Below are 13,815 nucleotides of genomic sequence, written 5' to 3'. Positions count from 1 at the left end.
CGATGGTCACGTGCAGGCGCTCACCTTAAATTGCCGCGCGCCTGCAGCTGGGGCCTTGCTTCACGCATTGCGGTCACTCCTTGCACCATTGCATCTGGCTCTTAATTTGGACCAAACTTAGGCGCATGCGCCTGCCAGCGGTCAAACAGTAAGATCCCGATGGGACTGGAAGTCCGACACCTTCTAACATAGGAGAGTATGTATGGTATATTAGGTCGTCCAAAGACGATTCAGATGCCTTAAGTAAAGGAGGGATGTATAATGACGAATCGAGATGAACAGGAAGATACAAGAACATATAAAGTAGTAGTCAATCATTACGAGTCGATACCGATGCAACAGATCTCAGTCAGGCCAACTTTGAGCAGGGAACCGGTACCGTGCATATCGAAGGAACCTTAACATTAAATTATGTCAAAATACGTTGTATTGCTGATGTTGATCTTGCAACGCTCAATGGGACTGGACACCTTGCTGCGTTAGATGAAGTTCATCCGTAATTATTTGCGAGAACATATGCTAATATTGCTTCTCATATTTTATTGAGTGGAAAGATGTTTGGTAGATACTCAGCTTGCCAAACACCTTTACTGGCTGTTCTATTTCAAAGGGGGCTAGAATATCTGAACGAAGGTGGGGTTTTTTTGCGTGAACCCAAAGAAAAAAGGAGGATTGGGTTCTTTTCCCAATCCTCCTTGCATGAACGGATAGCGCACTCTTTACAGGATCTGAGAGAGAAGCGCGGCATTCAGAACAAGCTCCGCATTCGAACCAATGTCGCTCTCGTTTGTCGTCCAGTTTGAATCGTTATCCAGGTAGCACTTGGCCGGGGCACCGCAATACAACAGGGGATTATTGTACATGTTCGGACCACCAGGCATATAGCCCTTTGGTATACCGGGAATACCCGCATAGCTCCACACAGCGGAGAAGACGAGCGTTATGCTATTGGTGCCTTCCCCGGAGACATAGCTGGTCTCTAGCGGATTCATCCCCAGGATATAATTCATGGCAGACGCTACGGCCCGTATGACACGCAGGTCAGTGGCCGGGTTAAAGCCACCCAGCACGATGGTCCCTACTGCCAGCACGTGCATCGTATTGAGCACAACACTGTTGCTCCCCCAGTAGTAATCGTTATCCTGGAGCGTATTGTGCCACGGTCCCTGCTCCGAGCGTTCCAGCACCGGCTCGCTCCACGCCTTGAATTTGGTCGCGAACCAGGCTCTGGCTGTGAGATCAGGATGAGCCGCCCTCATGTAATCCAGGAAGGCGGTCTGCGCCATGTTGCCGAGACCCTCAGGATTGTCCCTGGACCCGTTCCCGTCCCAGGCGCTCGCAAACTGCTGATAGTTGTCAAGGAAGTACTGATTATACTGCGCCTCGCCGGTCGCCCGGTAAAGCGCTGCGGCTGCCCACAGGCGATCTGCGTGGTCACTGCTGACGCCGTAAGCACCGGGCACCGAGCCAACACCATTGGGGTTCGCCATCAGGTAGTCCCAACCACGACGAGCCGCCGTCAACAAGGTGTTAGCGTAAGTCGGATCAAACTTGCGGAAGGAGATCGAGGCCTCGGCCAATGCTGCGGCAGCGCAGGCTGCGTCATCCGTCGGCATCACATTGGTTTGCGAACCATTGACATCCTCGATATAACGCGGCGTGGTATCCTTATCAGGCGCGGAGCTACTACTAGGCTGTACCATATGATAGAAGCCGCCACTGGTCTGATCCTGCATCTTCAAGATGAAGTCCAGCTCCCACTTCGCTTCATCCAGGATGTCAGGAATGCCGTTCCCGCTCTCCGGTAGGTTCAGTTGCTTATCCTTGAACTCGTTGGGGAAGAGCTGATAGGACCACACCAGGTTGGAAACAGTGGTAGCGCCATTATTGACGTATTTCCCGTAATCGCCAGCGTCATACCAGCCCTGCGAGACATCTCGGGGTGGGTTGACTCCAGATGCAAACGTGGCATGTGCATCCTGGGGATGTCCTACTCCGCGCGTGTACGCTCCTGCATGCGCAGCATCAAGGGCAATCCCCTGGCGCTGGTAGTAGAAATAGCGCGTGGCGTCGACAACTAGCGGCTGGTAGACGTTGCTCCCGATCTGGAAGGGCGGCGAATCTGCTACGCCTGGTGCTGCCACCGAAATGGAGTAGGTGCCGGGCCTGTGCAGCGAGGAAAAGTCGGCCTTGAAGATCCTTTCACCCGATTGCGTGTCATGATCGGTAGCCAGTTGCAGCTTGCCGGTGTATACAACGGCGTTGTCGGAAGTGCGTTTCACCGTGAAAGGTGTTCCGGCGACAGCATTGAGCTCATCGGCATAGCCAGTGACAAGGGCGTACTTGTCCGAGAGGATGCTGTAGCCAAGCTGGTTGACTTTAATAAAAGGTGCGCTGTGCTCTGGATCTGGCGAGGTGAACTTGATGTCATTCAACCAGAACTCCTCAGCATTGTTATTGGCGTTACCAAAAGAGAGCAAATACACCTGATTCAGGTCGAAGATACTTCCCGCTGGGATGATATCTTTGAGGGGAATACGCACATGTTGCCAATCTGTGGTGACCGTGACATAGGTGCTACTCTGAACCCCAGGTGTACTGTAATCGACAGGATTGCGCCGTAAGGCATGATCGCCCATGCTGATCGTAAACGCTTCGCCACCTGCGGCACCCTTGATGTTAAACTCAAGTGCACCATTGGCGTAATACGGAACTAATGAGTAGGTTTCCCAGTTGTCGGACTGGATCATTGACCACCAGCCCCAGCCGCTCGACCCATCCGAGGTAATATTGAAACGCATCGAGGGGAGGCCATTGTAGGTCACATTCGTATCGACTGGTAGCGCCGAACTGCCGTTAGTGGTCTCAATACGCAGCGGTGAGCCTGCACCAGCCCACTGACCATATTCCGTATTACTGAATACCTGGAGGTTCTTTAGGGGATGGCTGCTAGAAGTGGCTGCCTGCGCCTTGGACCCATTCATACCCATTGTCACAGAAAGGACCATAAGCATCGCTATGAGCAAGCCGATGATCTTCTTGTACGATTTGAGCATCCTTGTCTCCTTTTCGTATGAACAAACATCGTCATTTGGATCGATTTGCGGGCTCTTTTCTCCTTTCCCTCCTTTCTCCCCGGTGGATGTCGCGAGTAGCTCCTCTGTCTCGGTGACATCCAGGATATCGACCAACAATTCTCCTTCTCGCATCAAAGAGATTCTGCTCTTTTCAGCAGAAGGAGCGGGTTTTCACGCGCTAAACGAGATTGCCCAAAAATATACCTTTTTCCTCTTCCTTATCCTACTGATACCTCTGCAAAGCCCCCCCTGACCCAGCTTGCGTATCAAGCCATACTCGCCAAATTGGACCTTTGCAAATGTCCATCTTTAGAAGAGGAATGGTAACAATAAAAGATGTTTCTCCATCTTGCCTCTTGCAAGGTTGATCCATTGTAAGAAGCAAGAGACCTTGCGGTCTGCTTGAATGGGTTCTAGATCAGACAACGGTGCAGGTAGATCCATTCAAGGTAAAGGCTGTCGGGGTGGCACTGCTGCCATTCCAGGAGCCGTTAAAGCCAAAGTTGGTAGTGCCTCCCGGAGCGATCATACCATTGTAGGAGACATTGGTCACCGACACATTGCCACCCGTCTGGGTGTAGCTGCCGTTCCACAACTGGGTGATCGTTTGCCCATTGGCAAAGCTCCACCCCAGGGTCCATCCGCTTACCGAGGTACTCCCGGTATTGGTGATGGTCACACTGGCCCCAAAGCCACCCTGCCACTGGTTGGTCACCGTGTAGTGCACCGAGCAGGTTTGCCCAGGTGTCGTGGTTGGCGTCGGGGTGGTCGTTGGCGTCGAGGTAGGTGTAGGCGTGACACTGCTGCTTGGCAGGATCTCAATACCATTGACCTTGGCGTTATCTTTGACGTTGGTAAACTGGATCGTGATCTGCCCATTGGCATCCGCCGTCGCCGTAAACTGTTCCACGACCGCCTTACGGACCCCACCTGCGGCGGCGTAGATGTCGAAGTTGGTTAAGACCTGTTGCCCATTGATGGAGACATTGAAGGTCCGTTGTCCACTACCGGTCCAATAGACCTCCGCCTCGTGTAGCCGTACCGTGTACTGGGCTCCAGGTTTCAGACTCGGGAAGGTGTAGGTAAAGTTGCCATAGCGCTCGCTCTGATAGACCGCCTGGGGGGCCGGATTGCTTACCCCACTCGTGTCGATAGTGGAGGTTGTTGAGTACGTACTGCCACCGCTATAGCCTTCGTCCGCGGCAAAGGACCCTGCCGCGCTTCCTCCTGCATTAATAGCATAAGCCGAAACGGCGTTTCCCCAAAGGCCGGTTGCAGTGTCAATAGACCAGGTATTATACCAGGGCAGCGTGATATTCGCCCCATTTACTTGCAAGGGCAGCCAGATGTACGGTGAGGTTCCTAAATTAGATGTTGTCCAGCGATCACTCATATACATAAAGGTTGTTCCCGAACTGCCAACCACCGGGAGGATAAATGTTGTTTGCGAGTTGTACGTATTTGAGCCGACAGGTGCGAAGTAAGACCAACTCGACCAGGGGCCAGCAAGGGAGGTTGCGGTTGTGTACTGGTTATCGTTTGTCCCCCAGCCAGTCAAGAATGAACCAAACAGGTAGTAACGACCGTTGAACTTAAACATTGCAGCTGCTTCATGATCAGGAGTAAGCACTGCTATGGCGCTGGCAACGCTCAGGTAGTCCGCCGAGAGTTTGTCAATACGCAGGCCATTTGCGGGATCCTCGCTCAACAGGTAAGCCGTTCCGTCGCTATCCTGGAAGAGGCTCATATCGCGGCTCCGGTTCCCCAGTGGATAGGAACTACCGCGATAGGTATAATTGCCGCATACACTTGAGCTGGTAGCGACCCCTACTTTGTTTTCACTATAGCTGGAGTTATCAATATGCATGTACATGACATATTGTTGCGTTGCACTGTTGTAGATGACTTTGGGGCGTTCAACAATGCGACTTGACCCAAGATCGCCACTGGCCTGCCGGGTCAGGACATAGCTGACGAATGTCCAGTGTGCCAGATCTGTTGAAGAATAGCACGGGATATTCTGAAACGATGTATTGCTAGCGTTTTCACCCGCCTTATCTTCTCCAAACCAGTAGTAAGTGGACCCGACCTTGATCATCCCTCCACCGTGAGCCTGAATATAGTTGCCGTTATTGTCATCAAAGGCTCCCGCCGGGGTGATAGTAACCGAGGCTGCGTGCGCTGGTGTGACCAGGAGGCTCAATGCCCAGACAATCGCAAGGAGGAGAGCAAGTGCTATGCTCAACGTCCGAAAGAATGTTTTTAGCATATGCCAACGCAAACCCACGAAATCCTTTTCTTTTGTGCAAATCACTGCACTGAGTTCCTTCCTCAAGATCTAGTTTCTCCTTGTGTCCTTTTTATTATCGCGCAATGGTTTCTTCCTAAGAGGAATGGTAACAATAAAAGATGTTTCCATCTTGCCTCTTGCAAGGTTGATCCATTGCAAGAGGCAAGAGACCTTGCGGTCTGCTTGAATGGGTTCTAGATCAGACAACGGTGCAGGCAGATCCATTCAAGGTAAAGGCTGTCGGGGTAGCATTGCTGCCATTCCAGGAGCCATTGAAGCCAAAATTGGTAGTGCCTCCCGGAGCAATGGTGCCATTGTAGGAGACATTGGTCACCGACACATTGCTGCCCGATTGGGTGTAGCTGCCGTTCCACAACTGGGTGATCGTTTGGCCATTGGCGAACGTCCATGCCAGAGTCCATCCGTTCACGCTCGTGCTCCCCGTATTGTTGATCGTCATACTGGCCCCAAAGCCGCCGGACCACTGGTTGGTGATCGCATAATGCACCGAACAGGCTGTCCCACTCGTTGGCGTTGGCGTCGGTGTCGGTGTCGGGATTGATGTGGGTGTGGGCGTCGGCGTCGAAGTCGGTGTGGGCGTTGGGATCAATGATCCGCTATTGATAGGCACGGCCCACCTGGTATTGTTGCCTGCGTTCTGCAAGATGTAGGTGATCTGTGCTCGTCCACTCCAGCCACTTGGAGCATATTGGCTGAGATTGGCCTGAAAATTGGCGAGATTGGGCACCTGCACAACCTGGTCCGCCTGTCGTTTCGTGCCAAAGGGCATAGCAGCGTTGCGTGCGGAATTATACAGATCGGTGCCGCCATTGTAGGGCCCGTGGAACAAGACTCCTTTGGTATAAGACCCGTTGACCATGTAGTCGATACGGACACATGCACAACTGTTCTGATCGTTCTGCACCAGCGTACCCTGGATGGTTGGAGTGAAAGTGAGAACGGATGGCAGTTGCTCCCCTGTCACCCCAACTTCCTGATCGGCAAATTGATTGTTGCCCATCCCCTGGCGTGCGATCCAGGTGCGTGGATCAAAATCAGAGGCGGAACTCGTCGTGCGCGACGGGTAGTAATGATTGACCTTGACAACTTTGCCGATGGAGTTAGAGGCATCTGCGGGGGCAGATGCTGGCTGACCCCGGCCATCATCCACCTGGAAATAGACGGTTCCGTTACTCGGAATGTTGCCCGTCCAGGTCCAGTTCGCAGTATTCACGTTCGCATACGTCTCTGTTGCAGTCAGATTCGAGGACGCGCTGTTATCAAAGTAGCTGGAATGGGAGGAGTCGATCCGATAGACCGTCACGGTTCCAGTTGAGAAGGGGACATTCTTGAGTGTTACGGTAGTCGACTGATCGCTACCGGTCTGGTTTATTGCCACAAGACTGGCCCGGTGCGCATCTGAGGAAGCGATAGCCTGCTGAGCAGCCCCGGAGAGAGTGACTTGATTGCGATCAACGGGCATCATCGAGTAAATCCTGAAGGCATTAAAGGTTGCCTTGGGATGCCCATCAAAGCTAACAATCCCAATACTTGGATCGTAGCAGCCTGGGCCTGGCGCACACTCATCCTGAAATTGTGCCCAACTCGTCGAAGTCAATGCTGGAATGCTGAGTACGGTGTTAAAGTCGTGGAGCATCTGGGCTGCGGCTCCATAGTGGTCCTGGACTCCGCCAACTGGATAGTTACAACATGGATAGGAGCCGAACTCATCCAGGCTCGTGGTGGTGGTTGCAAAAGCGGGATAGCTGGATAATTGGCTGGCAATGGTGCTAACCCCACTCCCTGCGTTCCCATAGGAGTGGAAGGTATCGACATCCAGTGGGAGGTTATGGCTATTGAGATAATCCAGGAAGGATCCATTAAAGCTGGTATTCCACGCAATGGTTGGTCCTCCCACCACAGCATCTGAATTACCCGCACGTAGCCCTGCGACTGAAGCAGCATATAACGCTTCGTAATCGCTGAGTGAGCCGGTATAGAAATTGCCACCATCCGGCTCATTCCAGACCTCCTGGGTCGCAACAGGAATATTGGACGTTTTGAAGTGAGATGCAAATGCTTGTGTCATCTGTTGCCAGCCACTCAGTTGTGGCTGATTGGAGGCATTGCCCCCGTTTTGCAGGGGGAATGGGGCGTAGGTGTAGTCCCAATAAGGAGTCACCCCATGCTGCAGCATAAGTTGAGATTCCTGGTCGATCAGGGAAAAATTGTAGGTGAGGTTATTTGCCGTACCACCAACGGCGTTGGTATCCTGCCCATAGGAAGTGCCCAGTTCAAAGTCCACACGCATTGTTTGCGCGCTCAACTCGCTCAATAGAGCCGAATCACGCTGAAAGTCTGCTGGCGTGCGCTTGAAGGTGTTGAAGAGATTAAATTTCGTTTTGATGAGTGGATTATCCACACCCACGCTAAAATCAGCGGAGATGGTATTCGTTGCCGCATGTGCTTTTGGCAGGGAGAACTGGGATAGTGGTACCACTAAGAGGAGCATCGCCAGACAAAGAATTGTCCAGGGATGGCGGAAGAAACGTTTCATGACATTTAATCTTTCTGCATTCATTGCATTTCTTGCGTATATCTCACATTGACATCTTGCAACAGGTTACGCAATGGCGACATCTTGTGCCCAGCATGTTTTCAAGCAAGGGAGCATCGATTTACTTTAGCTCCATGGTTTTCGCATAGGTACTCTTATTTCATGAAAAGCTATTTACGTAGCGCATTCCTCCTTTCTGTCATGATCTGTAACGAAACCGTGCTGAAGATCATTTTGCCGTGGTTGCATTACTTTAACGCTGTAATTGGAAAGTAAACTGTGCTTGATCGCGTATATAGAGTGGGATACGCTCCAGGGGAGCGAGACCCGTAAATAGGCAAACGTCTGTCCCGACATGCTTTTTCTTCGCTCTATGGGTAATGGGAATGAAAACTTCTTTTCTGCCAGATATTTTACCCGAAAGTTGGTAAGAATACTAGTGTTTTTCATATCCGAAAAATGGCTCTGATGGGTATAGAGTTGGTCAGATCGTGATATTCATGCTGGAGCAGAGTGGCAACGCACCATCGATCACCATTTGCGCACGGCTGATCTCCTCCTCATCAGCGCGGATTTTCTGCATTTGGAGTATTGCTATGGCATTGAAATGCAGGAGGCTCTCAGGAGACATCAGGCTGACGAAGTGTGGTGAAAGCGGGCCTGCTTCCCCTCTTGCAGTCAGGCAACGTCTTTGAGAGCGACACATGGATGTACCTGGACCCCATCGTTCCAGGGGCACATCCTCTCGATGCGCTCGCGCTTGCCCTCTTTGAGCAGTTCCCAGCGAAAAACCTGACGATGCTTCGCCAGGATCTCGGTGATGATTCCATGCGCGAGTTGCACCTCTATGCAACCATTCTTGCCAGGCGAAAAGGATGCGCACAGGTCGTCCTGGTGGTGGATCAGTTCGAGGAGGTCTTCACGCTCACTGAGAGCGAGCAAGAGCGCCAGCCGTTCCTTGACCTATTGATGACAGCTTGTACGAAGCGAGATGGTCCGCTCATCGTGGTCCTGACCCTCCGAGCAGATTTCTATGATCGCCCCATGCAGTATCCAGCGCTCTATACGCTGATTGTGGATCATCTGATCCCCATGTTGCCAATGACACTGGCTGATTTACGTGCGGTTCGGTGAGCAAAGCCAAACTGAAAGAGCAAGCTGTGGTCATTGCACCACATCCCCCACGAAAGTCGCGGCCTGTACGTAATGTCACACGTTGGACAGAGCAGGAAACAAGGTGGGTCCTCATTCAGAAAAAGGAGTGACTGGTGCTTGATTGCACAAGTTGGCTGAGGATCAAGCGATCCCCGATGTCTATATGGAGAAACCTCGCCATGACCTTATGGACAGAGACCTGTCCTGATCATTAGATCAAAAATCTGGTTTTGTCATCAGCCTATCGGCCTGGAGAGCGGGTTGGGCAATTTGAAAAAGCTGTTTTGATCTAACAGATCCAACAGGTCTCTGTCCAATAAGTCGTGGCGAGGTTTCATACGAATAGCTAAATTACCACGCCTCCCGCAACCTCGATGCGTTGCGCATTGACCCAACGGTTTTCTTCGGAGAGCAGCGAGGCAATCATTGGACCGATGTCGTCGGGAACACCTGCCCGGCCCAGTGCCGTCGCTTCGGCCACCATTTTGTTCATGGCAGGATTGTCGCGGACGATGCCTCCGCTGAAATCGGTAGCAACGGCGCCCGGCGCAACAACATTGACGGCAATCCTGCGCGGTGCCAACTCCTTCGCCATATGCTTCGACAGCACCTCTAGCGCTCCCTTCATCGATGCGTAGGCGGAACCTCCGGGCATGGTGGTGCGAGTCCGGGCCGTGGATACGTTGACGATACGTCCCCCGTCGTTGATGAGAGGAAGAAGCTTCTGTGTCAGGAAGAAGACACCTTTGAAATGGACGTTGTAGATGCTGTCTAGTTCTTCCTCAGTCGTCGTCGCAAACGGCATGTTGTGGTGATTGTTTCCCGCATTGTTGATCAGAAAGTCGAAGCGCGTGGTTCCGAGCTTAGCGAGAGCGTCTTTCACGCTACCGACAAAGGCATCGAACGAAGCGATGTTGCCAGTATCCAGTTGCAATGCAATGGCTTCCGCCCCTGCATCCTTCACCGCTGCAACGACTGCCTCCGCGTCCGCGACACGGCTGTGATAGGTGAAGATCGTATCGACGCCGCGTCTTGCAAGGCTCTCAACGGTACTGCGGCCAATGCCGCGGCTACCGCCGGTGACGATCGCGATCTTAGCGTTTGACGTAACTTGGTTTTCTGTTAGCATTTTTTGTACTCCGGATGAGATTGTTTTGGGTCAGTGCATCTCAATTGACTTTTTGCTGGCACTTCACCCGCGTCTCTATGGTATACTGATGGAGATCCCAGAACAAGATGAGCAGCATTCATAGGAATGAGACTCCTATGGTTCACTCGGGAATCGTTCCCAACCCCTGGGCAAAGGAGGAGCGTTTGGTACTCAAGCCTCAACAACAAGACCATCGCCTGCATGAACTTGGAGATTTTCTGCGTACGCGCAGGGCAAGGCTGACGCCTGAAGAGGTGGGACTGCCGCGAGGAAGCAGGCGCAAAACGCCTGGACTCAGACGAGCGGAAGTGGCACAGTTGATGGGTGTGAGCGTGGATTGGTACACCTGGTTAGAGCAGGGACGTGCTATTACGCCTTCCACGCAGGTCTTAGAGCGCCTGGTGCAGACATTGCGCCTGGATGCGAATGAAAGAACCCATCTCTTCCTCTTATCCCAACAACAGGCACCTCCGGCGCTTTTGCTGGAACCCGAGATCGTGAGTCCAGCGTTGCAACATTTCCTTGATCAGTTTGGCATTCGTCCAGCCTTTGTGTCAGGAAGACGATGGGATATCCTGGCCTGGAACGATGCCGGATGTGCGATCTTTGGCGATTTCCACCGGATGACGACCACCCGCGAACGCAATACGATCTGGCGCATCTTCACCGAGCCCTTGCTTCGGCAATACATCGTCGATTGGGAAGAAGATGCGCGCCAGCTCTTAGCACAATTCCGGAGCAGTTGTGGTCGTCATCCTGGAGACGTTCAATTGACCGAGTTGATCCATGATCTTCTGCTCTGTAGTCCTGAATTTCGCGCCTGGTGGCCTGATCATGAAGTACGGAGTGGACAAGAAGGGCGGAAAACGCTCAACCATCCACAGCTAGGGCATCTCATATTTGAACGTCTCACTTTTCAGGTCTTTGACACGCCAGATCTCAAAGTCACCGTGTATACCCCGTTGGAGGAAGCAGACACACCTCGCAAAGTGGAGCAACTGCTGGAGCAGTGGTATCTGCGCGTTGGGCAGGAGCCTCATCCTCCTCAAGCGGTCCACCATCTGACGCAGACACAGCAATCAGGACAAGACACGGTTGGATTGTGGCTAGCAGCATGCTGTAAAAGTGTGGAAGGGGCATGGGTAGCCAACAGCGACGTCATGATCTCCTATGCACATTGGTGCGAGGCACACGGATACGAACCGAAGAAGGCAAAAGGCGTCTCGCAATCTCTTGCAGTTCACGGCTTAGAGATTAGTGTCAACAAAAGAGTTGTCGACGAACATCGTCGGAGAAAAATGGCACGTGGTGTAAGAGGATTGGTCATTCTCTAACGTTTCTTGAAAATGTATGCGGATCATCCTCTCACTGCATACATCCTTTGGGTTTTCTTTGTATTCAGTACCTGATGCAAACAGCATAGAGAGTTCCGTTAGGGAGACAACTTACTTTCGAGTACGTATCTCACTTTTTAGTGCCCTCTTTTGAAAAGAAAGCATCTACCTTATAGTACCACAGAGAGGTTGCACTATTCACTTCCTCGTTGTCTTTCTGAAGAACATTTCGATACGAACAAACACGACAGACCCTTGACCTAGAGCACTCTAGGTAGTGCATAATGCCTCTATGGTAAGTGATACCGAGATGAAAATGCCTCTCCACTTTACGCTCCAGGAAGTGGTGCAGCGAAGTAGTCTGAGCGAACATACCCTCCCTTACTACGAACGGATTGGCTTACTCGACCGAGTAAGGCAAGACAGGAACAGTGGCCATCGCAGATATAGCGCTGAAGATGTCCGAAACATTGAGACCCTGACTTGTTTACGAACCACTGGGATGTCAATTGAGGATATGCGGACGTATTTTGCGCTTCTCAAAGATGGAAAAGCGGCTGCTGATCAGCAGCTTGCGCTCTTCGAGGGGCAGAAAAAAGCCATGGAGCAAAATCTGGCTCAGAAGCAAGAGCTCTGCGCTACCTGGAGCAGAAGATCGCGTTCTGGAAAGCAGTCCAGAGTGACGACGACGCAAAGGCGAGTGAAATTGGTGAGATCACGGCTGGCCTGGCAAAGCAGCTAACAAGCCGTCTTTTTGAAGAGAAGGGATATCAAACATGTTTGAGAGCAATATGCGAGGAAAGATTTGCCTGGTCACGGGCAGTACGTCGGGCATGGGCAAAATCACGGCCAGAGAACTGGCCAGCCGTGGCGCGACGGTCGTGCTTGTCGGCCGCAATCGTGAGAAAGGCGAGGCGACGCAAGCCGAAATCAGGCGGGAAACAGGCAATGAAAACGTGGGTTTGCTGATTGCGGATCTGAGTTTGCTCCAGGATGTGCGCCGTCTGGCCGCAGAGTTCCAACAAACCTATCAGCATCTCCATGTTCTGATAAATAATGCTGGGGCGATCTATCATTCTCGTAACCTCACCTCCGAGGGATTGGAAGTGGCGTTCGTCGTCAATTATCTGGCCCCTTTTCTGCTGGCCGAACTGCTGGTGGAAACATTGAAAGCGAGCGCACCGGCGCGGATTGTCAATGTCAGTTCCCAAGTGCATACCATTGGCAGTATTGCGTTTGACAATCTACAAGGCGAGAAACACTATACTACAATGAACAATTATGCGCAGGCCAAGTTGGCTCTGATCCTCTTTACCTATGAAATGGCTCGCTGCCTTGAGGGAACCGGTGTCACCGTGAACGTGATGAGTCCTGGGATGATGGCCGGTGACAATTTTAACGCGGAGGCGACTGGTCTCCTCGCTCTGGTGACGAAGCTTGCCAGACCGTTCATCATGACTGCTGAGCAAGGCGCTCAGACGGAGATTTACCTGGCAACCTCTCCCCAACTCGAAGGGGTAACGGGCAAGTGCTTTGCGAAGAGTCAGGAGCAAAAGTCTTCCAGGCGCTCTTACGATCAGGCCCTTGGACAACGTCTCTGGCAGGAAAGTCGGCAGCTCGTTGCGCGTTCCATGATCCCAAGCAACGCTTGAGGACTGGAGATCTCCGAAGAAAGAGGATAAGATGTCGTCTTCCACTTGATGTGCTGAAAATGCATGCTCCTTTGCGGCTGGCATTACGCAAAGGAGCGTTACCCTAACGAGGCATGAGGGTCCAATTTACCAAGGGGCTAGGGAAGTCCACGGGTTGCGCAACGAGATGCACCTCTGGCGAAAACGGCTCTGGACGCGCGTTTCGGCGAGGTGTCAGCTTCTGCCCCCGCACCCTGTCCAAGAGGCGGAAAACAAGCAAGTAGCATAATGCTGGATGGCCGCTTGTCTCGTGATCGTCATCTTGTTGCGCAACCCGTGGGATGAACCACTAAATTTTGGGATTTACAGGAAACGAGCCAGAAAGCCCTGTCCATTCATGGCAGGGATGAATGGCTGAATGGCTCAGGGCTTTCCAATTCTCCTAGAGGAGGTGAAAAAAAAGAGATTTCCTTGTAGAATACAAAAAACTTCAAAACTACAAAGGAAATCTCATATGGATTATACTACCTTGACGCTCAAGAGAGCATCCGTGACGAATGAAGAAAGCCTTTCGTTGCTCTCACTGTACGAAGCACTTCAGGCCCTCCCAGACCCACGACG

Annotated in this window: 8 protein-coding genes; 4 read left to right on the top strand and 4 right to left on the bottom strand. The window is 52.1% G+C overall.

Annotation, left to right across the window (positions count from 1 at the left end; genetic code table 11):
- Positions 1 to 719 precede the first annotated feature (719 nt).
- From F1593_RS25565 to F1593_RS25555, 3 genes are all read right to left on the bottom strand, one after another.
- The gene (locus tag F1593_RS25565; RefSeq protein ID WP_235932704.1) at positions 720 to 3,209 is read right to left on the bottom strand and encodes a glycoside hydrolase family 9 protein; all 2,490 of its coding nucleotides are present in this window, start codon (positions 3,207 to 3,209) and stop codon (positions 720 to 722) included.
- Positions 3,210 to 3,495: 286 nt separating this feature from the next.
- On the bottom strand, positions 3,496 to 5,358 hold the full coding sequence (locus F1593_RS25560) for a cellulose binding domain-containing protein (RefSeq protein WP_149404388.1): 1,863 nt from the start codon (positions 5,356 to 5,358) through the stop codon (positions 3,496 to 3,498).
- Positions 5,359 to 5,566: 208 nt separating this feature from the next.
- Entirely contained in the window at positions 5,567 to 7,948 is a 2,382-nt protein-coding gene (locus F1593_RS25555; protein ID WP_149404387.1) for a cellulose binding domain-containing protein, read from the bottom strand.
- Positions 7,949 to 8,569: 621 nt separating this feature from the next.
- Between F1593_RS25555 and F1593_RS25545 the strand changes: the two genes are divergently transcribed.
- A complete protein-coding gene (locus F1593_RS25545) occupies positions 8,570 to 9,058 on the top strand; it encodes an nSTAND1 domain-containing NTPase (protein WP_149404386.1) in 489 nt (162 codons plus the stop codon).
- Between the two features lie 367 nt (positions 9,059 to 9,425).
- On the opposite strand, the gene F1593_RS25540 is transcribed toward F1593_RS25545, so the two are convergent.
- Positions 9,426 to 10,208, bottom strand: coding sequence for an SDR family NAD(P)-dependent oxidoreductase (locus F1593_RS25540; RefSeq protein ID WP_149404385.1), 783 nt, complete (start codon positions 10,206 to 10,208; stop codon positions 9,426 to 9,428).
- Positions 10,209 to 10,393: 185 nt separating this feature from the next.
- Here F1593_RS25540 and F1593_RS25535 point away from each other — a divergent pair, with 185 nt between their 5' ends.
- The 3 genes from F1593_RS25535 (at position 10,394) to F1593_RS25525 (ending at position 13,215) form a co-directional block, all read left to right on the top strand.
- A complete protein-coding gene (locus F1593_RS25535) occupies positions 10,394 to 11,563 on the top strand; it encodes a helix-turn-helix transcriptional regulator (protein ID WP_235932703.1) in 1,170 nt (389 codons plus the stop codon).
- Positions 11,564 to 11,855: 292 nt separating this feature from the next.
- Positions 11,856 to 12,305 (top strand): MerR family transcriptional regulator, encoded by a 450-nt coding sequence (locus F1593_RS29675; RefSeq protein WP_216368991.1) that lies wholly within the window; start codon positions 11,856 to 11,858, stop codon positions 12,303 to 12,305.
- 34 nt (positions 12,306 to 12,339) lie between these two features.
- Complete coding sequence (locus F1593_RS25525; protein WP_216368990.1) at positions 12,340 to 13,215, top strand: SDR family oxidoreductase; 876 nt, start codon at positions 12,340 to 12,342, stop codon at positions 13,213 to 13,215.
- The last annotated feature ends 600 nt before the right edge of the window (positions 13,216 to 13,815 follow it).

The organism is Dictyobacter arantiisoli (assembly GCF_008326305.1).
In the GTDB taxonomy this organism is placed as follows: domain Bacteria; phylum Chloroflexota; class Ktedonobacteria; order Ktedonobacterales; family Ktedonobacteraceae; genus Dictyobacter; species Dictyobacter arantiisoli.
Note: the sequence above shows the minus strand (reverse complement) of the source record. Positions and strands in the feature narration are given on the sequence as shown.

Excerpts from the sequence above, each read along its gene's own strand:
- F1593_RS25565 (WP_235932704.1), bottom strand. The coding sequence starts at position 3,209 with ATGCGAGAAGGAGAATTGTTGGTCGATATCCTGGATGTCACCGAGACA.
- F1593_RS25555 (WP_149404387.1), bottom strand. The coding sequence starts at position 7,948 with ATGAATGCAGAAAGATTAAATGTCATGAAACGTTTCTTCCGCCATCCC.
- F1593_RS25540 (WP_149404385.1), bottom strand. The coding sequence starts at position 10,208 with ATGCTAACAGAAAACCAAGTTACGTCAAACGCTAAGATCGCGATCGTC.
- F1593_RS29675 (WP_216368991.1), top strand. The coding sequence starts at position 11,856 with ATGGTAAGTGATACCGAGATGAAAATGCCTCTCCACTTTACGCTCCAG.
- F1593_RS25525 (WP_216368990.1), top strand. The coding sequence starts at position 12,340 with ATGTTTGAGAGCAATATGCGAGGAAAGATTTGCCTGGTCACGGGCAGT.